This is a genomic window from Pseudomonas sp. KH_017 (assembly GCF_057840285.1).
The window spans coordinates 5,983,328-6,003,667 of sequence record NZ_CM174509.1 but is presented as its reverse complement, the minus strand read 5'-3'; the positions used below and the strand labels follow the sequence as shown (position 1 = coordinate 6,003,667).

Here is a 20,340-nt window from a genome sequence, read left to right as displayed (position 1 = left end):
GGGTTTCGAGCCGCGTTAACCGGCAAACGGACAATTTGTTTCGCAAAGGCGACGGTAGAGCATTTTATGGAACGGCACCCCAGCGCCTTGAAGGTCATGGTGATCGACGATTCGAAGACGATCCGTCGCACCGCCGAAACGCTGCTCAAGAGCGTGGGTTGTGAGGTCATCACGGCCATCGACGGTTTTGATGCCCTGGCCAAGATTGTCGACAACCATCCCGGCATCATCTTTGTCGACATCATGATGCCGCGCCTGGATGGCTATCAGACCTGCGCCCTGATCAAGAACAACAGCGCGTTCAAGTCCACGCCGGTGATTATGCTGTCGTCCAAGGACGGGCTGTTCGACAAGGCCAAGGGGCGCATCGTCGGCTCCGATCAGTTTTTGACCAAGCCTTTCAGCAAGGAAGAATTGCTTGATGCGATCCAGGCCCATGTTCCTGGCTTCGCCGCCGTTTTGCCGCAGTAGGACACGCACAGTGACGCTCGGCCATCGGGCCCGGCGTCGACAAGAATGGGGAAGACCATGGCACGTATTCTGATCGTCGATGATTCGCCGACCGAAATGTACAAACTGACCGGCATGCTGGAAAAGCACGGTCATGAAGTGTTGAAAGCCGAAAACGGTGCCGACGGCGTGGCCCTGGCCCGCCAGGAAAAGCCCGATGCGGTGCTGATGGACATCGTCATGCCCGGCCTCAACGGTTTCCAGGCGACCCGCCAGTTGACCAAGGACCCGGAAACCGGGCACATCCCGGTGATCATCATCACCACCAAGGATCAGGATACCGACAAGGTCTGGGGCACGCGCCAGGGCGCCAAGGACTACCTGACCAAGCCGGTCGATGAAGACACCCTGATCAAGACCCTGAACAACGTGCTGGCCGGTTGATCGTCAGGCTATGAACGAGTCGCTGACGGCTTTCGAGTTGCTGCTGCAAATCGACCAGCGCTGTCGTTTGCTGGCGGCGGACTTGCCGTCCCAGCCGGCCCGGCGGGACAGCTGGAGCGGTATCGGTTTTCGCCTGGGCGAACACTGGTATGTCGCGCCCATGAGCGAAGTCAGCGAAGTCCTGCACGAGCCGCGCTCCACTCAGTTGCCGGGGGTCAAGCCCTGGGTCAAGGGTGTCGCCAACCTGCGCGGGCGTCTGCTGCCGGTCATGGACCTGTGCGGCTTCTTCGGGCACGAGCTTTCGGCGGTGCGCCGGCAGCGGCGGGTGTTGGTGGTGGAACATGAAGAAGTGTTTGCCGGGTTGCTGGTCGATGAAGTCTTCGGCCTCCAGCACTTTGCCCAGGACAGCCTGGAGCCGGTGCCGGCAGATGAGTTGAAGGGGCCGGTGGCGGCGTTCGTCAAAGGCCGGTTTCAGCGCGAGCAGTGCTGGCAGGTGTTCAGCCCGTTTGCGTTGACGCAGTCCCAGGGGTTCATGAACGTCGCGGTGTAAGCGCAACAACAGAGAGCCAATGTGGGAGCGGGCTTGCTCGCGAAGGCGGCAGTCCATTCAACATTGATATTGGCTGATCTACCGCTTTCGCGAGCAAGCCCGCTCCCACAGGGTCCCGGGCAGGCCCGGAAATGGGTTAACAGGCGAGGACCGATGATAAAAGCAAAAGCAGGTAAACCATTGGAAGGGTCGCGCAGCCGGTCGCAGATAATCGTGCTGTTCATCGCGCTGATCATCTTCATCATGCTGCTGTTCGCCAACTTCGCGTACCTCAACACCCAGGCTATCTACGACAAACAGTACATCGGCCACGCCGGCGAGCTGCGCGTGCTGTCCCAGCGGATCGCCAAGAACGCCACCGAAGCTGCCGCCGGCAAGGCTGCCGCGTTCAAGTTGCTCAGCGATGCGCGCAACGATTTTGCCCGGCGCTGGGGTTATCTGAAGAAGGGCGATCCGGTCACCGGCCTGCCACCGGCCCCCGCCACCGTGCGTCCAGAGATGCGCGCGGTGCAACAGGACTGGGAACGCCTGCTGAAAAACACCGATGCGATTCTCTCCAGCGAGCAAACCGTACTGTCGCTGCATCAGGTCGCCGCGACCCTGGCCGAAACCGTGCCGCAGTTGCAGGTCGAGTACGAGAAAGTCGTCGAGATCCTGCTGCAGCGGGGCGCCCCGGCGGCTCAGGTGGCCATGGCCCAGCGCCAATCGCTGCTGGCCGAACGGATCCTCGGCGCGGTCAACACGGTGTTGGCCGGCGACGAAAATTCACAGCAGGCCGCCGATGCGTTCGGACGCGACGCGACGCAGTTTGGCAAGGTGCTCAACGGCATGCTCCAGGGCGACCCGGCGCTCAAGGTCAGCCAGGTCGAAGACCGCGACGCCCGTGCGCGACTCGCGGAAATCTCCGAGCTGTTCGAGTTCGTTTCGGGCTCGGTGGACGAGATCCTCGAAACCTCGCCGGAGCTGTTCAAGGTCCGCGAATCGGCCTCGAACATTTTCAGCCTGTCGCAAACCCTGCTCGACGAAGCCTCACACCTGGCCAGCGGTTTCGAAAACATGGTCGGCGGGCGCACCACCGACACCATAGGCGGTTACGTGCTGGGCTTGTTGGCGCTGGCTTCGATCATCCTGATCGGCATGGTGATGGTGCGCGAAACCAATCGTCAGTTGCGCGAAACCGCCGAGAAAAACGAGCGAAACCAGAACGCGATCATGCGCTTGCTCGACGAGATCGAAGACCTGGCCGATGGCGACCTTACGGTAACGGCCTCGGTGACCGAAGACTTTACCGGCACCATCGCCGACTCGATCAATTACTCCGTCGACCAGTTGCGCGATCTGGTCGCGACCATCAACCTCACCGCCGGCCAGGTGGCCGCCGCCGTGCAGGAAACCCAGGCCACCGCCATGCACCTGGCGCAGGCGTCGGAACATCAGGCCCAGCAGATTTCCGAAGCCTCCATGGCGATCAACGACATGGCTGAGTCCATCGACCAGGTGTCGGCCAACGCGGCGGAATCTTCGGCGGTTGCCGAACGCTCGGTGGAGATCGCCAACAAGGGCAACGAGGTGGTGCACAACACCATCCACGGCATGGACAACATTCGCGAGCAGATTCAGGACACCGCCAAACGCATCAAGCGTCTGGGTGAGTCCTCCCAGGAAATCGGCGACATTGTCAGCCTGATCGATGACATTGCCGACCAGACCAACATCCTTGCCCTCAACGCGGCCATCCAGGCATCCATGGCCGGTGACGCCGGTCGCGGTTTCGCCGTGGTCGCCGATGAAGTGCAGCGCCTGGCCGAGCGCTCATCCGCCGCCACCCGGCAGATCGAAACCCTGGTGCGGGCGATCCAGACCGACACCAACGAAGCGGTCATCTCCATGGAGCAGACGACGACCGAAGTGGTGCGCGGCGCTCGTCTGGCGCAGGATGCCGGTGTGGCCCTGGAAGAAATCGAGGGCGTATCCAAGACACTTGCGGCGTTGATCCAGAGCATTTCCAATGCGGCGCAACAGCAGACGTCGTCGGCCGGTCAGATTTCCCTGACGATGAACGTGATCCAGCAGATCACCTCGCAGACGTCGTCGGGTTCCACCGCCACGGCCGACAGCATCGGCAACCTGGCGAAAATGGCCAGTCAGTTGCGTCGTTCGGTGTCCGGTTTCACCTTGCCGGATGCCAAGGCGCAGGTTGTGGACAAAGCTTGAACCGCCCATGGGTATCTGAATGGTGATTGGAGTGGTTATGGGTGATCGGCACGACTATGTGGCCCTCGAGTGGGTCAAGGGCGAGATTGCCGAAACGCTGAAACAGGCTCATCACGCGATCGAAACCGTGCTGGATGACCCGCAGGCGACGCAAGCGCTGGATGATTGCCTTGCGTGCATCCATCAGGTCCACGGCAGTTTGCAGATGGTCGAGTTCTACGGCGCGGCGTTGCTCGCCGAAGAAATGGAACAACTGGCCATGGCCTTGCAGGGCAACCGTGTCAGCCATCGCGACGAGGCGTTGCACCTGTTGATGCAGGCCCTCGGGCAGCTGCCGATCTACCTCGACCGGGTGCAAGGCGCGCGTCGCGACTTGCCACTGGTGGTGTTGCCCCTGATCAACGACCTGCGCAGCGCCCGCGGCGAAAGCCTGCTGTCGGAAACCAGTCTGTTCAGCCCGCAATTGCCCGAGTTGCCGGCGCTGGATGCACAAACGCTGGCGCAGCTGGAGCCGGCCGAATTGCCCAGTGTGCTGCGCAAGCTGCGGCAGATGCTGCAAATGGCGCTGGTCGGATTCCTGCGTGAACAGGACCACGACACCACCCTCGATTACCTGGCCAAGGTCTTCACCCACCTCGAAGCACTGTGCGCCAATGCACCCCTGAGCCCGTTATGGCAGGTGGCATCGGCGCTGGTCGAAGGCATGCAGGGCGGTGCGATCGCCAACAGCCCGGCCTTGCGCAGCCTGTTCAAGGAGGCCGACAAGGAACTCAAGCGCCTGCTCGAACAAGGCATGTCCGGCATCAATCAACCGGCCCCGCCGGAGCTGCTCAAGAGTTTGCTGTTCTACATTGCCAAGGCCGAACAACCCACCGGGCAGATGCTGACCATGAAAGAACGCTACTCACTGGACGACGCGCTGCCCGACAGCGCCATGGTCGATGAAGAACGCGCGCGGCTGGCCGGTCCCGACCGCGACGCCATGCGCTCGGTGCTGGCTGCGCTGTGCGAAGAGCTGGTGCGGGTCAAGGAACGCCTGGACCTGTTCGTGCGCAGTGACCGCCAGCACACCTCCGACCTCGACAGCCTGCTGGCGCCGCTGCGGCAAATCGCCGACACCTTGGCGGTGCTGGGTTTCGGCCAGCCGCGCAAGGTGATCATCGATCAATTGGCGGTGGTGCTCAGCCTCGCTCAGGGCCAGCGCGAACCCAACGATGCGATCCTCATGGACGTTGCCGGAGCCTTGTTGTACGTCGAAGCGACGCTGGCCGGCATGGTCGGAACCGTTGAGCCGGAGAGCCAGGACGACAACCGCCTGCCGACCACCGACCTGACGCAGATCCATCAGATCGTGATCAAGGAGGCCCGCATCTGTTTGCTGCAGGCCAAGGACATGATCGTCGATTACATCGACGCCGATTGGGACCGCCAGCATTTGCAGGCGCTGCCGGCCTTGCTGACCCAGGTGCGCGGGGCGCTGGCGATGATTCCGCTGAGCCGGGTGGCGAGCCTGGTCGAAACCTGCAATCACTTTATCCGCGAGCACCTGTTGCTCGAGCCGGGTCAGCCGGGCTGGCAGGAACTGGACAGCCTGGCCGACGTGATCACCAGCATCGAGTACTACCTCGAGCGCCTCAATGATGACCCGCAAACGCAAGGTGAAAACCTGCTCGATGTCGCGGAAAAAAGCCTGGCGAGCCTCGGGTTTTTCCCCAGTGAGCAGCATGTGCCCGTGCTTGATGATGTGCTCAACCCGAGCGAAGCGCAGGTCATGCAGATGATGCAGGAGCTGGATGATCCACAGATCGTCCAGACCCTGGCCGATGTGCTCGCCAGCCCGGTTTCGACGCTGAACCCGCCCGCGCTGAACACCCCGGGCAGCCTGCTGCCGCCGCCCGCAGGCGAAGAGCCGGTGGACGAGGAGCTGCGCGAAGTGTTCCTCGAAGAAACCGACGAAGTCCTGGACATCCTGTGTGAGTACTTGCCGCGCTGGTCAGCCAATCCTGACAACCGCTCGGCCCTGGGTGAGTTGCGCCGCGCCTTCCATACCCTCAAGGGCAGTGGCCGCATGGTGCGCGCCCTGGTGCTGGGCGAGCTGGCCTGGGCCGTGGAAAACCTGCTCAATCGCGTACTGGAAGACAGCGTGGAGCCGGGCGCTACGGTGCAGCAACTGATCGGCGATGTGCTGCACCTGCTGCCGGAGCTGGTGGCCGAATACGCCGCCAATGCCCAGCGTCAGCGCGACGATGTCGATCAGTTGGCCGCCCGTGCCCACGCCCTGGCCAAGGGCGATGAACCGGTGTCCGATGAGGATACGCAAGATGTCGCGGCCCTCGACCCGCTGTTGCTGGAGATCTTCCGCAAAGAGGCCGAAACCCACCTGGGCAGCCTCAATCGCTTCCTTGATCAGGCCGCCGAACATGTGCCGTTGCAGGCCAGCGACGAATTGCAGCGCGCCTTGCACACCCTCAAGGGCAGCGCCTATATGGCCGGTGTGCTGCCGGTTGCCGAACTGGCCGCGCCGCTGGATCAACTGGCCCGGGAATACAAGGCACACCTGATCGCGCTGGATCTGGACGAAGTCGAATTGCTGCTGGAAGCAGAAGGACTGTTCCGCCTCGGCTTGCGCCAGCTCAAACGCGATCCGCTGGCGGAAATTCCCGGCGCCCAGGGTTTGACCGAGCGCACCAAGGCGTTGCTGGCCGAGCGACTGGAAAACCTCACGCCGAACACCGGGCTGCGGATCAAACGTGATCCGCAGCTGATCAACAACTTCCTCGCCCAGGGCATGGACATCCTGCTGGACGCCGAAAGCCTGTTGCAGCGTTGGCAGCAACACCCCGGCGAACGTCAGGAGCTCAGCGCGCTGCTGGACGAATTGACCACCCTCGGCGAAGGTGCCCATCTGGCCGACTTGCACCCGGTGGATGAATTGTGCGAAGCGTTGCTCGACCTGTACGGTGCCGTGGAGGAAAGCAGCCTGGCGGTCAGCGAGCGGTTTTTCCATGAAGCACAGGCTGCCCACGAAGCGCTGATCAACATGCTCGACGAACTGGCCGCCGGCCAGGAAGTCAGCCCGCAGCCGCAACGAATCAGGGCCTTGCGCGAACTGCTCGACGAGAGCCTTGACCCGTCGGCCATGGGCCTGATCCGCAGCGATGGCAGCCGGAGCCTGAGCATCCGTGAACTGGGCAGCGCCACCGCAGAGCTTGAGCGCACGCTACCCCCTACCCCTGTAGGAGCGAGCTCGCTCGCGATGGACGTTAACGATGACGCGTTGTCATTGGATAAACGCGGCGCCGGTGAGCCCATCGCGAGCGAGCTCGCTCCTACAGGAGAGGGGCGCGAGCTGGATGCGGAAATCATTGCGATCTTCCTTGAAGAAGCGGTGGATATCCTCGAAAGCGCCGGTCAGGCCTTGCAACGCTGGTTGCGCGACTCGGACAACGCCGCGCCGCTGTCGTCCCTGCAACGGGATTTACACACTCTCGAAGGCGGCGCGCGCATGGCCGAGGTCGGGCCGGTCGGCGATCTGGCCCATGAACTGAAAAGCCTTTACCAGGGCCTGGTGGACCGTCGTTATGCCTTCAGCGATTCACTGGCGCTGCTGCTGCAACAGAGCCATGAGCGACTGGCGTTGTATCTCGAACAGTTGCAGTTCAACCAGCCGCTGGACGATGCCCGTGACCTGATCGAAGCCATCCGTGCCTACCGTCAAGGGCATGCGGGTATCGCCGAGGCGGCCCGGCAGGCGACCGACAACGACTCGGCTGCGCATGATCCGGAATTGCTGGAGATCTTCCTCGAGGAAGGTTTCGACATCATCGAAAGCTCCGGGGCGGCGCTGGAGCGCTGGCAGGCCCAGCCTTCGAGTCGTCAGGAAGTGGAAACCCTGCTGCGCGACCTGCACACCCTCAAGGGCGGTGCGCGCATGGTGGAAATCGCCGCGATTGGCGATCTGGCCCATGAACTGGAGTTCCTCTACGAAGGCCTGTCCACCGGCGTGCTGCAACCGACGGAGCCGTTGTTCGCGCTGTTGCAGCGCAGCCATGACCGCCTGGCGCAGATGCTCGATGCGGCCCGCGCCGGTGAGCCGATGCCACCGGCCGACCGTTTGATCGATGCGATCAAGAACTTCAGCCACCCGGCCGTGCCGGAAGCGCCCGCGTCGGTTGCGCCGCCGGCCACGCCCAAGGCCGAGCCGCTGGCGCCGCCGTCCGATGCCGGCGCAGACATGGTCAAGGTCTCGGCGGAGCTGCTCGACGACCTGGTCAACCTGGCCGGTGAAACATCGATCTTCCGTGGCCGGATCGAACAGCAGGTCAACGATGCACACATCGCCCTGAATGAGATGGAGACCACCATCGAGCGGATGCGCGACCAGTTGCGCCGCCTCGATACCGAAACCCAGGGGCGGATCCTCAGCCGCCAGCAAGTCGACGCCGAACGCCTGGGCTACGAGGAATTCGACCCGCTGGAAATGGACCGCCACTCGCAGTTGCAGCAGTTGTCCCGGGCGCTGTTCGAGTCGGCCTCTGACTTGCTCGACCTCAAGGAAACCCTCGAGCGACGCAATCAGGACACGGAAAACCTGCTGCAACAGCAGGGCCGCATCAACACCGAATTGCAAGAAGGCCTGATGCGCACGCGCATGGTGCCGTTCGAACGCATGCTCCCGCGTTTGCAGCGCATCGTCCGGCAGGTGTCCAGTGAACTGAGCAAGGACGTGGATTTCATCGTCGACAACGCCGAAGGCGAGATGGATCGCAACGTTCTCGAACGCATGGCCGCGCCGCTGGAACACATGCTGCGCAACGCCGTCGACCATGGCCTAGAGTCCGTCGACGTGCGGCTGGCGGCGGGGAAACCGGCCAAGGGCAAGATCACCCTCGATCTGCTGCGCGAAGGGGGTGACATCATTTTCGATATCCGCGACGACGGCGCCGGTGTGCCGCTGGACGCGGTGCGGCGCAAGGCGATCAAGCGCGGCCTGCTCGCCCCGGACAGCGTCATCAGTGATCACGACGTGTTGCAGTTCATCCTGCAACCGGGGTTTTCCACCGCCGAAAAAATCACCCAGATCTCCGGGCGCGGCGTCGGCATGGACGTGGTGCACGAAGAGGTGCGGCAACTGGGCGGCAGCATGAGCATCGACTCGGTGCCCGGGCAGGGTGTGCATTTCCGCATTCGCCTGCCGTTTACCGTATCGGTCAACCGGGCGTTGATGGTGCAGTGCGGTGAGGACCAATACGCGATCCCGCTCAATACCATCGACGGTATCGTGCGGGTCCTGCCCAATGAACTCGAAGGGTATTTCCGTTTCGATTCGCCGACCTACGAATACGCCGGACAACGTTACGAGTTGTGCTACCTGGGTGAGCTGCTGAAAACCAGCCCGCGCCCGAAGCTGTTGGGCCAGAGCCTGCCATTGCCGGTGTTGCTGGTGCAGTGCAACGAACGGCACATTGCGGTGCTGGTGGACGCCATGGCCGGCACTCGCGAAATCGTGGTCAAGAGCCTGGGCCCGCAGTTTGCGGCGGTGCAAGGGGTGTCCGGGGCGACGATTCTCGGGGACGGCCGGGTGGTACTGATTCTGGATTTGCTGGCGCCGATCCGCGCCATGCAGGCCCGTGTACCCCAGCGTCCGGCGGGGCAAGAGATCGAGGCCGAACCGCATCGGCCGCTTTTGGTGATGGTGGTCGACGACTCGGTCACCGTGCGCAAGGTCACCAGCCGCTTGCTCGAACGCCACGGTATGAACGTGCTGACCGCCAAGGACGGAGTCGATGCCATGCTGCTGCTGGAAGAGCACATGCCCGACCTGATGCTGCTGGACATCGAAATGCCACGCATGGATGGCTTCGAAGTCGCGACCCAGGTGCGCAACGACGAACGCCTGCAACACCTGCCGATCATCATGATCACCTCCCGCACCGGGCAGAAACACCGCGACCGCGCCATGGCCATCGGCGTCAACGACTACCTGGGCAAGCCGTACCAGGAATCGGTGCTGCTCGAAAGCATCGCCTTGTGGAGCAAGACCCATGCTTGAGCACCGCACCAGCAACCTCACCGGCCTGCTGCTGCCGTTGGTCGACCGCAACCTGATCCTGCCCAACGTCGCTGTTGCCGAGCTGATCGATTACCAGCAGCCGGGGACGTTCGACCTCGACACACCGCCGTGGTACCTGGGCCTGGTGACTTGGCGTAACCTGCAGATTCCGCTGCTGAGTTTCGAGTCGGCATGCGCGCAGAAAATCGTCATCGGCGAACGCGCGCGGATCGTCATTCTCAACGCCCTGGGCGGGCGCCCCGAGCTGAAGTTCATCGCGCTGTTGGTGCAGGGGATTCCGCGCTCCTGCAAGCTCGATAGCCAGTTGAGTTACGTGGATGTGCCGTTGTGTTCGCTGGAGCGGGCGGCGGTGCAGGTGGGCGAGCAGGTGGCCAAGGTGCCGGATCTGTTGGCGCTGGAGGCGTTGTTGGTGGATGCCGGGTTAATCAACTGATCCCGATTCAGCGGTGATCTGACCGGCCCCTTCGCGAGCAAGCCCGCTCCCACAGTTGATCTGTGGTGAACACAAAACCCTGTGGGAGCGGGCTTGCTCGCGAAGAGGCCAGCATGAACGACGCAGATCTCGATCATTAACCTGAGCGTAACGATCCACCACTCTGCTTGATTGATACGCTACGCCCAACACTCCTAAGGTAGCTCCACGACAGCGAACCCGTGGAGTGGTCATGACAACAACAATATCCCCCGACTCGCGATGGACGCGGCGGCGCAGCGAAAAGCAGCGGCGCCTCGAGCTGGTGCGAGGTCTTGCCGACGGTGTGGTGTTGCCCACCGACAACATCGTCGCGGCGCTTGAAGCGCTGATCCTGCCCGGCGACCGAGTGGTGCTCGAAGGCAACAACCAGAAGCAGGCGGATTTCCTCTCGCGCTCCCTGGCCAAGGCCGACCCCGCGAAGCTGCATGACTTGCACATGATCATGCCCAGCGTCGGGCGCGCCGAGCACCTGGACCTGTTCGAACGCGGCATCGCCCGCAAGCTCGACTTCTCCTTCGCCGGCACCCAGAGCCTGCGCATCAGCCAGTTGCTCGAAGACGGTCTGCTGGAAGTCGGCGCGATCCACACCTACATCGAACTCTACGCACGGCTGGTGGTGGACCTGATTCCCAACGTCGTGCTTTCGGCCGGGTTCATGGCCGACCGCGCCGGCAACATCTACACCGGGCCGAGCACCGAAGACACCCCGGCGCTGATCGAACCGGCGGCCTTCAGCGACGGCATCGTCATCGTCCAGGTCAACCAGTTGGTGGACGACGTCAGCGACCTGCCGCGGGTAGACATTCCCGCCTCCTGGGTCGACTTCGTTGTGGTGGCCGACAAGCCGTTCTATATCGAACCGCTGTTCACCCGCGACCCTCGGCACATCAAGCCCGTGCACGTGCTGATGGCGATGATGGCGATCCGCGGCATCTACGAAAAACACAACGTGCAATCCCTCAACCACGGCATCGGTTTCAATACCGCTGCCATCGAACTGATCCTGCCGACCTATGGCGAGTCTCTCGGCCTCAAAGGCAAGATCTGCCGCAATTGGACCCTCAACCCGCATCCGACCCTGATTCCCGCCATCGAAAGTGGCTGGGTCGAAAGCGTGCATTGCTTCGGCACCGAACTGGGGATGGAAAACTACATTGCGGCGCGTCCGGATGTGTTTTTTACCGGGCGCGACGGCTCCCTGCGTTCCAATCGGATGTTCAGCCAGCTGGCCGGGCAATACGCCGTGGACCTGTTTATCGGCGCGACTTTGCAAGTCGATGGCGACGGTCATTCTTCCACCGTGACGCACGGACGCCTGGCCGGTTTCGGCGGGGCACCGAACATGGGCCACGACCCGCGCGGTCGTCGTCACAGCACACCGGCCTGGCTCGACATGCGCAACACCGACGTGGCAGAGCCGATGCTCGAACGCGGCAAGAAACTCGTGGTGCAGATGGTCGAAACCTTCCAGGAGGGCGGCAAACCGACGTTTGTTGAAACCCTCGATGCGGTCGATGTGGCGAAGAAAAGCGGCATGCCACTGGCGCCGATCATGGTCTACGGCGACGACGTGACCCACCTGTTGACCGAAGAAGGCATTGCCTACCTGTACAAGGCGCGCTCGCTGGAAGAACGCCAGGCGATGATCGCTGCCGTCGCCGGGGTGACCGCCATCGGCCTGCGCCACAACCCCAAAGACACCGCACGCATGCGCCGCGAAGGCCTGATTGCCTTGCCCGAAGACCTCGGCATCCGCCGCACCGACGCCACTCGCGAGTTGCTCGCGGCGAAAAGCGTGGCCGATCTGGTGGAGTGGTCCGGTGGTCTCTACAACCCGCCCGCCAAGTTCAGGAGCTGGTAATGCACGCACTTAACCTGCAACCCAAAAACCTGAGCCTGGCCGAACGACTGGCGGACCTGGCGGTAGACGCGCTGATCGATGAGGCTGATCTGTCGCCAAAACCGGCACTGGTCGACCGTCGCGGCAATGGCGCCCACACCGATTTGCACTTGGGGCTGATGCACGCATCAGCGCTGTCCTTGTGGCCGGCCTTTAAAGAAATGGCGGAGGCCGCCATCGAGCTCGGCGAAATTGGCTTGCCCCTGCGCGAAGCGGTGGGACGAATCGGTCGTGAAGGCGAGCAAACGATGCTCGACACCACGGGCGGCGTGAATACCCATCGCGGGGCGATCTGGGCCTTGGGCTTGTTGATCACTGCCGCGGCGCTGGAGCCTCAATCCTGCAGCGCCAACAGCGTGGCGTTACGGGCTGCGCGGCTGGCCCTGCTCGACGACCGTTTTGCTCCGCGTCCGCTCAGTCACGGTGCGCAAGTCGCCCAACGCTATGGCGCTCGCGGTGCCCGTGAAGAAGCGCAACTGGGTTTTCCGGCGGTGACCCAACGTGCTCTGCCACAACTGCTGCGCAGCCGCGCCGCCGGTCATGGCGAACAGAACGCCCGGCTCGATGCGCTGCTGGCGATCATGACCAATCTGGCCGACACCTGCGTGCTTTACCGCGCCGGTGAAGAAGGCCTGAACACCATGCAACTGGGCGCCCGTGCGGTGCTCGATGCGGGTGGCAGTGCCAGCCTCGGCGGGCGTCGCCGCCTGCATGAGCTGGACCAACAACTCATCGCGTTGAATGCCTCGCCCGGCGGCGCTGCCGACCTGCTCGCAGTCTGCCTGTTCATCGACCGTATCGGGTCTGGCGACGGCCTTATCCAGGGAGTGTTTTGATGGAAACCTTATCCTTTGAATTCCCCGCCGGGCAGCCGCCACGCGGTCGCACCCTGGTGGGTTGTGTCGGCTCTGGCGATCTGGAAGTGCTGATCGAACCGGGCCAGGCCGGCAAGCTGACGATCAACGTGCAGACCTCGGTCAATGGCAGCGAACAACGCTGGCAGCATCTGTTCGCGCGGATGTTCGACGGCCAGACGCCGCCGGCCATGGATATCGATATCCACGATTTCGGCGCGACACCCGGCGTGGTGCGCCTGCGTCTGGAACAAGGCTTCGAGGAGATCGGCCATGACTGACAGCGCAGCCTTGCTCAGCAAGCACAGCTTCGTCGAACTCGGTGCGCGGCAACGGGCCAAGGCGTTGCTCGACGCCGGCACCTTCCGCGAACTGCTCGATCCCTTTCAACGGATCATGTCGCCGTGGCTGTCGCGCCAGGGCGTGGTGCCGCAAGCCGACGACGGCGTGGTGATCGCCAAGGGCAATCTCGATGGTTTGCCGGTGGTGATCGCGGCAATCGAAGGCGCATTCCAGGGTGGCAGCCTGGGTGAAGTCGGTGGAGCAAAAATTGCCGGTGCACTGGAACTGGCCGCCGAAGACAACCGCAACGGCATCCCGACCCGCGCCGTGTTGCTGCTGGAAACCGGCGGCGTGCGCTTGCAGGAAGCCAACCTCGGCCTGGCGGCCATTGCCGACATCCACGCGGCGATTGTCGATTTGCAGCAGTACCAACCCGTGGTCGGTGTGGTGGCGGGCAGCGTCGGGTGCTTTGGCGGCATGTCGATTGCCGCCGGGTTGTGCAGCTATCTGTTGGTGACCCAGGAGGCGCGGCTCGGCCTGAACGGCCCTCAGGTGATTGAGCAGGAAGCCGGACTCGAGGAATACGACTCCCGCGACCGGCCCTTCATCTGGAGCCTGACCGGTGGCGAGCAGCGCTTCGCCAGTGGTCTGGTGGACCGTTATGTTGCCGACGACGTGGCGCAGATTCGCCAGCAAGTCGGCGAGTTGCTCCAGCAAGGATTGCCGGCGCAACCACGTAGTCAACAGGCCGAACTGTTCCTGCAACGGTTGGCGCGTCTGGATGCCGAACCGCAAATCGAGCCGTCTGTGGTTCGCGATCTGTACCAAGGAGAACGCCCATGAGTTCGTATTCCCTGCGGGGCTTGAACTGGTTCAACGCCTTGAGTGCCGGGGCGAAAGCGGTCGAAGGTTTGCCGGCTTCGCTGAAGGTCGCGGACGGTTCGCTGGGCGATCAGCCTGTGCGCTTCATCGCGGTGGTGGCCGACCCGGAAAACCGCTTCGTCCGTGCACGCAACGGCGAGGTGGGTTTACTTGAAGGCTGGGGCCTGGCCAAGGCCGTGGATGAAGTCATCGCCGCCGATCAGGACAAGGCACACAAGCGCGCCCTGATCGCCATCGTCGACGTGCCGAGCCAGGCTTACGGTCGACGGGAGGAAGCCCTCGGCATTCATCAGGCGCTGGCCGCTGCGGCGGGCAGTTATGCCCGTGCCCGTCTGGCCGGTCATGCGGTGATCGGCTTGCTGGTGGGCAAGGCGATGTCCGGGGCATTTCTGGCCCACGGCTATCAGGCCAACCGCTTGATCGCCCTGCGCGATCCGGGGGTGATGGTGCACGCCATGGGCAAGGCGTCGGCGGCGCGGGTGACCTTGCGCAGTGTCGAAGAGCTCGAAGCCCTGGCGGCCAGCGTGCCGCCGATGGCCTATGACATCGACAGCTATGCCGGCCTCGGGCTGCTGTGGGAAACCTTGTCGGTGGAGCAGATCGAGCAGCCGACGGCGGCGGATCTGGCGCGGGTGACCGAGTGCCTGCATCAGGCGATTGGCGATGTGGCCGCCGCTGGCCCTGATCTGAGCGGTCGCCTGGGTGCGGCCAATCGGGCGGCGTCGAGCAAGGTTCGCCAATTGCTGAGAGCGCAGTGGTGAGCACGCTAATGGCTCACGACCTGCTGTGGGGCATGACCCCGCAGCAGTTGCCCGCGGATGCGCCTGCCTGGGTGATCGAGTCGATCAGTGCCGGCCAGCCGGTGGTGGTCCGTCGTGCCTTGAGCGCGGCGGGGCAGGTGGCGGTGGGCGTGCGCGGGCCGCTGCGCGAACAGCGATTTGCAGCGGTGATGGCAGTCGCTGCCGTCACGCGGCGGGTGCGGCCGGAAGAACTCTGCCATGTTCAAGGCCAGCGCGATTTTCCGGCGCTGCGGGCCTTGGCGCAACTGCGCTCGCACCTCGATGACAGTGGTTGGGTCTGGGGTGTCAGCGGCAGCGCCGGGTTCGAGTTGGCCAGTGGGTTTGCCGCTTTGCACGAAGGCAGCGACCTCGACCTGATCCTGCGTACTCCGCGTCCGTTGAGTCGTGTCGACGCCCAGGCGTTGGTAGCCGTTCTTGATGCCGCCGTGTGCCGCGTGGACCTGCAATTGCAAACACCGTCGGGTGCCGTTGCCTTGCGCGAATGGGCCGGTGCTTCGTCGCGGGTCCTGTTGAAAAGTGCCACTCAGGCCAGCCTGGTCACTGATCCGTGGAATCCACAGGAGCAAGCAGCATGAGTAGCTTGCTGGTGTTCCCCGGCCAGGGCGCGCAACAACCCGGGATGCTCGCGCGTTTGCCTCGGGAAACGTTGAACGAGGCGAGCGACCTGCTCGGTGAAGATGTGACTCAACTGGACTCTGCCGAGGCGTTGCAGTCGACAAGGGCGGTTCAGCTTTGCCTGCTGATAGCCGGCGTCGCCGCTTCACGTCAACTGGCCATGGCCCCGGATTACGTGGCCGGCTTGTCGATCGGCGCTTACCCGGCAGCGGTGGTGGCTGGCGCCCTGGGTTTCAGCGATGCGTTGCATCTGGTCAGCCTGCGCGGTGAGTTGATGCAGCAGGCTTATCCACAGGGCTACGGCATGACCGCGATCATCGGTCTGGACCTGGCCACGGTGGAAGGATTGCTGGCCCGGGTGCACAGCGCGCAAATGCCGGTTTATCTGGCCAATATCAACGCCGATAACCAAGTGGTGATTGCCGGTAGCAACGCGGCGATGAAAGCGATGGCCGAGTTGGCGAAAGGTTGCGGAGCTGGCTTGGCCAAGCGTCTGGCAGTGAGCGTGCCGTCCCATTGCCCATTGCTTGAGGCACCCGCACAACGGTTGGCCGAAGCCTTCGCCAAGGTGCCGCTGCAAACTCCGAAGATCGGTTACCTGAGCGGCAGTCGTGCGCGTCCGCTGATCAAGCCTGAAGCCTTGCGTGACGACCTGGCCTTCAACATGTGCCGCATCGTCGATTGGCGAGGCACGGTACAAAGCGCCTACGAGCGTGGCGTACGTCTACAGATCGAACTGCCGCCCGGTGCGGTGCTGACCGGGCTGGCGCGCCGGGTGTTCGAGCAGGGCACCGTGATTGCCTTCGACGGTGCCCGGCTCGATACCTTGCAGGCGCTGATGCGTGAGGAGGGAAGTCGCCACTCCTAAAACTCAGGCTTCGAACAACAAAAACAACATTCGAAATGCACTTTGAGGACTACAACAATGATTATTTACGGTGTGGCGCTGTTGGCGATCTGTACGCTGGCAGGGGTGATCATGGGTGACATGCTCGGTGTGTTGCTGGGGGTGAAGTCAAACGTCGGCGGCGTCGGGATCGCGATGATCCTGCTGATTTGCGCACGGTTGTGGATGCACAACCGTGGCGGCATGACCAAGGATTGCGAGCTGGGCGTCGCCTTCTGGGGTGCGATGTACATCCCGGTGGTAGTGGCGATGGCGGCGCAACAAAACGTAGTCACGGCGCTGCATGGTGGTCCGGTGGCGGTGTTGGCGGCGATCGGTTCGGTGGTGATCTGCGGCTGCACCATTGCCCTGATCAGCCGGACCCATAGAGGCGAACCCTTGCCCGATGAACCGGCGGATGTAGCGCCGGTTGGCGCGCCGGCAGGAGGTCGCTGATATGTGGGATCTCATCAAGAACGGTCTGGAACACAACGGTCTGGTCACCGCATTCGCCTTTGTCGGCGTGATCATGTGGGTGTCAGTGCTGATCTCCAAACGCCTGACCTTCGGGCGAATCCACGGCTCGGCGATTGCGATCGTCATCGGCCTGGTACTGGCCTGGGTCGGCGGCACGATGACCGGCGGGCAAAAAGGCCTGGCGGATTTGACGCTGTTTTCCGGCATCGGGCTGATGGGCGGCGCCATGCTGCGGGACTTCGCCATCGTCGCCACGGCATTTGAAGTGCAGGCCACGGAAGCGAAAAAGGCCGGTTTGATCGGTGTGATCGCGCTGCTGTTGGGCACGGTGCTGCCGTTCATTGTCGGCGCATGCATGGCCTGGGCCTTCGGTTATCGCGATGCGGTGAGCATGACCACCATTGGCGCCGGTGCGGTGACTTACATCGTCGGGCCGGTGACCGGTGCGGCAATCGGTGCGACTTCGGATGTGATGGCGCTGTCGATTGCCACCGGCCTGATCAAGGCGATTCTGGTGATGGTCGGCACGCCGATGGCGGCGCGCTGGATGGGCCTGGATAACCCGCGCTCGGCGATGGTGTTCGGCGGGCTGGCCGGGACGGTCAGTGGCGTGACCGCCGGCTTGGCGGCAACGGATCGGCGCCTGGTGCCTTATGGCGCGCTGACCGCGACCTTCCACACCGGGCTTGGCTGCTTGCTCGGGCCTTCGCTGTTGTACTTCATTGTTCGCGGGATTGTTGGGTAAATCTCGGGATTTTCGCTGACTGTACCGACGTCTTCGCGAGCAGGCTCGCTCCCACAGGGATTGCATTCCAATGTGGGAGCGGGCTTGCTCGCGAAGGGCGCGACTCGATTTCAAGCCTGCCGATTGGCATACATCCGACACTCCGCCAACAACGCCAGCAGATTCGGATCACGCTCCTTGGCTTTGAGGAACACCACGCCAATGTGCTGCTGCAACCGGTACTTTTCCTGCAACGGGATCAGCTTCACCCGGTTCTCGTACACCGCCGCAATCCGCCCCGGCAGCAACGCATAACCCACGCCCGAGCTGACCATGCTCAGCAGGGTGAAGATGTCGTTGACCTGCATCGCCACCTTCGGCTCGAACCCTGCCTGCTCAAAGACCCGCTTGCCGTCCTGATGGGTGGCGAAGCCCTGGGTCAGGGTGATGAAGGTTTCGTCGCGGACCTCGGCCAGGTCGACTTCGGTTCGCTGGGCAAACTTCGAGTCGGCGGGTGTGGCGAGGAAGATGTCGTCGGAAAACAGCGGGATCTGCTCGCAATCCGGATCGTTGACACTCTCGTCCAGCGACACCAGGGCCGCATCGACTTCCATGTTCTTGAGCTTGTAGAGCAGATCGATGTTGGAACCCAGAATCAGGTCGATGTTGAGTTCGCTGCGGCGGATCTTCAAACCCATGATCAGCTGCGGCACGGTCTTCACTGTCAGTGAATACAGCGAGCCGAGTTTGAAACGTTCGGCCGAGAGCCCGGCGGCTTCGCGGGTCAGGCGCACGCATTCGACGACATCCTGAATCAGCTTCTGCGCCCGTTCTTCCAGCACATAAGCGCTTTCCAGCGGCGTCAGGCTGCGGCCTTCGTGCTTGAACAAGGGGCAGCGCAGGGCGCTTTCCAGGGAATGGATCGCCCGATGCACGCTGACGTTGCTGGTCTGCAACTCGGCAGCGGCCCGCGCCAGGTTGCCGGTGCGCATGAAGGCCAGGAACACCTCGAGTTTTTTCAGGGTCAACTCTTCATCGATCAGCATGGGGCGGACTCTTTTTGGAATGACTCGATTGTGCCCAATTACGCCGGGCCCGTCGTACAGAAACATTGCGCTTTTACGCTTCAAGCCTGAGCCTTGCGCTCTGCGACAATGAAATTCGAGGTGAGCAACGCATGTATCACGGGGAAAGACTGAACGCCTGGACGCATCTGCTCGGGGCCGTGGCGGCGTTTATCGGCGGAGTGTGGCTGATTGTGCTGGCCAGTCTCGACGGCAGCCCGTGGAAGATCGTCAGCATGGCGATCTACGCCTTTACCTTGTTGGTGCTCTACAGCGCATCGACCGTGTACCACAGCGTGCGCGGGCGCAAGAAAGCGATCATGCAGAAGGTCGATCACTTTTCGATCTACCTGTTGATCGCTGGCAGCTATACGCCGTTCTGCCTGGTGACCCTGCGCGGGCCGTGGGGCTGGACCTTGTTCGGGATTGTCTGGGGACTGGCGCTGATCGGCATCCTGCAGGAGATCAAGCCGCGTTCGGAAGCGCGGATTCTGTCGATCGTGATTTATGCGGTGATGGGCTGGATCGTGCTGGTGGCGGTCAAGCCGCTGCTCGCGGCGCTGGGCCCCGCCGGGTTTGCGTGGCTGGCATCGGGCGGGGTGCTGTACACCGTCGGGATTATCTTTTTTGCCCTCGATCATCGCCTGCGCCATGCCCACGGGATCTGGCATCTGTTCGTGATCGCCGGGAGCTTGCTGCACTTTGTGGCGATTTTCTTTTATGTCCTTTAAGGCTGTACCGGGACCAGGCGATCCAGCTGCTCCCGGGCTCGACGGCTGAATACCTGCAACAGGTCGTTCAAGGTGTGGGGCGGTGGTTCGGCGGCGCGGGTGACTGCATACAGGGTGATGGGTAACGGCGGTGCCAGAGGGCGGATCGTTGTGGTGGCGGGAGAGGCGCCAAGGGCGGTGAACGGATCGATCACCGCCAGGCCCGCGCCAGATTCCACCATCGCCCGTGCCAGTGAGTAGGTTTGCACGGCGATGCGTACCCGGGGCGGCGGTTCGACCGCTTCCAGGTAACTGTCGAGCCGCGCGGCCAGTGGATCGGCGCTGGATAAACCGATCAGCGGCGCATCCGCCAGCGCCATCAGCGGCAACGGTTTACCCACATCTTCCTGAGGCCAGTAACCACTCGGCGCCAGCGCCACCAGCACGCCGGACGCCAGCGCCTGGGCCTTGAGCCCCGGGTGATCCGGGCGTTGCAGGGTCAGGGCGACATCCACTTCACGCATCAACAGGTTCTGCACCAGTTCGCGACTGTGGGCGCTGGAGAGTTCGCAAACGATGTCCGGGTAACGCCCGGTCCATTCGTGAATGGCCGGCGGCAACAATGACAGGGCCAGCGCCGGGGTGGCACCGATGCGCAGGCTGTGGCCAGGCTCGCGGCGCAGGCTCTGCGCCAGGCGTCGCACGCCTTGCAGGCTTTCGCTGACCTTATCCACTTCGCGCTCCAGTTCCAGCGCTTCCGGCGTCGCCTGCAACTTGCCGCGTACCCGCAGGAACAGCGGAAAACCCAATTGTTGCTCGGCGTGCTGCAACACCTTGCTCACCGCCGGCTGAGAGACGTGCAGCAATTGCGCGGCAGCGCTGATTGAGCCGGTCTGGCGGATGGCCTGGAAAATTTCGATATGGCGAAGGCGCATGGCAA

Annotated in this window: 18 protein-coding genes; 16 read left to right on the top strand and 2 right to left on the bottom strand. The window is 63.0% G+C overall.

The genetic code is table 11. The features are described 5' to 3' along the window. The first annotated feature begins 66 nt into the window (after positions 1-66). The 15 genes from pilG to madM all read left to right on the top strand — a co-directional run bounded on the left by pilG (position 67) and on the right by madM (position 17,647). Entirely contained in the window at positions 67-471 is a 405-nt protein-coding gene (gene pilG, locus AC3IT6_RS27370) for a twitching motility response regulator PilG (RefSeq protein WP_223445354.1), read from the top strand. A 57-nt stretch (positions 472-528) separates the two neighbouring features. Then, complete coding sequence (gene pilH, locus AC3IT6_RS27365; protein WP_101209186.1) at positions 529-894, top strand: twitching motility response regulator PilH; 366 nt, start codon at positions 529-531, stop codon at positions 892-894. 10 nt (positions 895-904) lie between these two features. Next, positions 905-1,444: a chemotaxis protein CheW gene (locus AC3IT6_RS27360; RefSeq protein ID WP_489353704.1), complete on the top strand. Its 540-nt coding sequence runs from the start codon at positions 905-907 to the stop codon at positions 1,442-1,444. A gap of 153 nt (positions 1,445-1,597) precedes the next feature. Next, positions 1,598-3,658: a methyl-accepting chemotaxis protein gene (locus AC3IT6_RS27355; RefSeq protein WP_489353703.1), complete on the top strand. Its 2,061-nt coding sequence runs from the start codon at positions 1,598-1,600 to the stop codon at positions 3,656-3,658. Positions 3,659-3,695: 37 nt separating this feature from the next. After that, positions 3,696-9,710, top strand: a complete 6,015-nt coding sequence (locus AC3IT6_RS27350) for an Hpt domain-containing protein (RefSeq protein WP_489353702.1) — start codon at positions 3,696-3,698, stop codon at positions 9,708-9,710. Next, positions 9,703-10,164 carry a chemotaxis protein CheW gene (locus AC3IT6_RS27345; RefSeq protein WP_489353701.1) on the top strand — a complete coding sequence of 154 codons (462 nt, stop codon included), beginning with the start codon at positions 9,703-9,705 and terminating at the stop codon, positions 10,162-10,164. Before AC3IT6_RS27350 ends, AC3IT6_RS27345 begins: the two co-directional genes overlap by 8 nt. A gap of 232 nt (positions 10,165-10,396) precedes the next feature. After that, a complete protein-coding gene (mdcA, locus tag AC3IT6_RS27340) occupies positions 10,397-12,067 on the top strand; it encodes a malonate decarboxylase subunit alpha (protein ID WP_489353700.1) in 1,671 nt (556 codons plus the stop codon). Further along, positions 12,067-12,942, top strand: coding sequence for a triphosphoribosyl-dephospho-CoA synthase (locus tag AC3IT6_RS27335; protein ID WP_489353699.1), 876 nt, complete (start codon positions 12,067-12,069; stop codon positions 12,940-12,942). The genes mdcA and AC3IT6_RS27335 overlap by 1 nt, the downstream gene beginning before the upstream one ends. Next, positions 12,942-13,241 carry a malonate decarboxylase subunit delta gene (locus AC3IT6_RS27330; RefSeq protein WP_007975424.1) on the top strand — a complete coding sequence of 100 codons (300 nt, stop codon included), beginning with the start codon at positions 12,942-12,944 and terminating at the stop codon, positions 13,239-13,241. The genes AC3IT6_RS27335 and AC3IT6_RS27330 overlap by 1 nt, the downstream gene beginning before the upstream one ends. Then, positions 13,234-14,085 carry a biotin-independent malonate decarboxylase subunit beta gene (locus AC3IT6_RS27325; RefSeq protein ID WP_489353698.1) on the top strand — a complete coding sequence of 284 codons (852 nt, stop codon included), beginning with the start codon at positions 13,234-13,236 and terminating at the stop codon, positions 14,083-14,085. The genes AC3IT6_RS27330 and AC3IT6_RS27325 overlap by 8 nt, the downstream gene beginning before the upstream one ends. Then, complete coding sequence (gene mdcE, locus AC3IT6_RS27320) at positions 14,082-14,885, top strand: biotin-independent malonate decarboxylase subunit gamma (protein ID WP_489353697.1); 804 nt, start codon at positions 14,082-14,084, stop codon at positions 14,883-14,885. Before AC3IT6_RS27325 ends, mdcE begins: the two co-directional genes overlap by 4 nt. Then, positions 14,879-15,499 carry a malonate decarboxylase holo-ACP synthase gene (locus AC3IT6_RS27315; RefSeq protein WP_489353696.1) on the top strand — a complete coding sequence of 207 codons (621 nt, stop codon included), beginning with the start codon at positions 14,879-14,881 and terminating at the stop codon, positions 15,497-15,499. The genes mdcE and AC3IT6_RS27315 overlap by 7 nt, the downstream gene beginning before the upstream one ends. Next, on the top strand, positions 15,496-16,407 hold the full coding sequence (gene mdcH / locus AC3IT6_RS27310; RefSeq protein ID WP_489353695.1) for a malonate decarboxylase subunit epsilon: 912 nt from the start codon (positions 15,496-15,498) through the stop codon (positions 16,405-16,407). The genes AC3IT6_RS27315 and mdcH overlap by 4 nt, the downstream gene beginning before the upstream one ends. 57 nt (positions 16,408-16,464) lie before the next feature. Beyond that, on the top strand, positions 16,465-16,881 hold the full coding sequence (madL, locus tag AC3IT6_RS27305; protein WP_489353694.1) for a malonate transporter subunit MadL: 417 nt from the start codon (positions 16,465-16,467) through the stop codon (positions 16,879-16,881). A gap of 1 nt (position 16,882) precedes the next feature. Next, the gene (gene madM / locus AC3IT6_RS27300; protein WP_489353693.1) at positions 16,883-17,647 is read left to right on the top strand and encodes a malonate transporter subunit MadM; all 765 of its coding nucleotides are present in this window, start codon (positions 16,883-16,885) and stop codon (positions 17,645-17,647) included. A 110-nt stretch (positions 17,648-17,757) separates the two neighbouring features. Here madM and AC3IT6_RS27295 read toward each other — a convergent pair whose 3' ends face one another. After that, a complete protein-coding gene (locus tag AC3IT6_RS27295) occupies positions 17,758-18,672 on the bottom strand; it encodes a LysR family transcriptional regulator (protein ID WP_489353692.1) in 915 nt (304 codons plus the stop codon). Between the two features lie 131 nt (positions 18,673-18,803). Here AC3IT6_RS27295 and trhA point away from each other — a divergent pair, with 131 nt between their 5' ends. Continuing rightward, a complete protein-coding gene (gene trhA, locus AC3IT6_RS27290) occupies positions 18,804-19,421 on the top strand; it encodes a PAQR family membrane homeostasis protein TrhA (RefSeq protein ID WP_150725075.1) in 618 nt (205 codons plus the stop codon). Here the strand turns inward: trhA and AC3IT6_RS27285 are convergent. Continuing rightward, complete coding sequence (locus AC3IT6_RS27285) at positions 19,418-20,335, bottom strand: LysR family transcriptional regulator (protein WP_489353691.1); 918 nt, start codon at positions 20,333-20,335, stop codon at positions 19,418-19,420. The genes trhA and AC3IT6_RS27285 overlap by 4 nt on opposite strands. Positions 20,336-20,340: the final 5 nt, after the last annotated feature.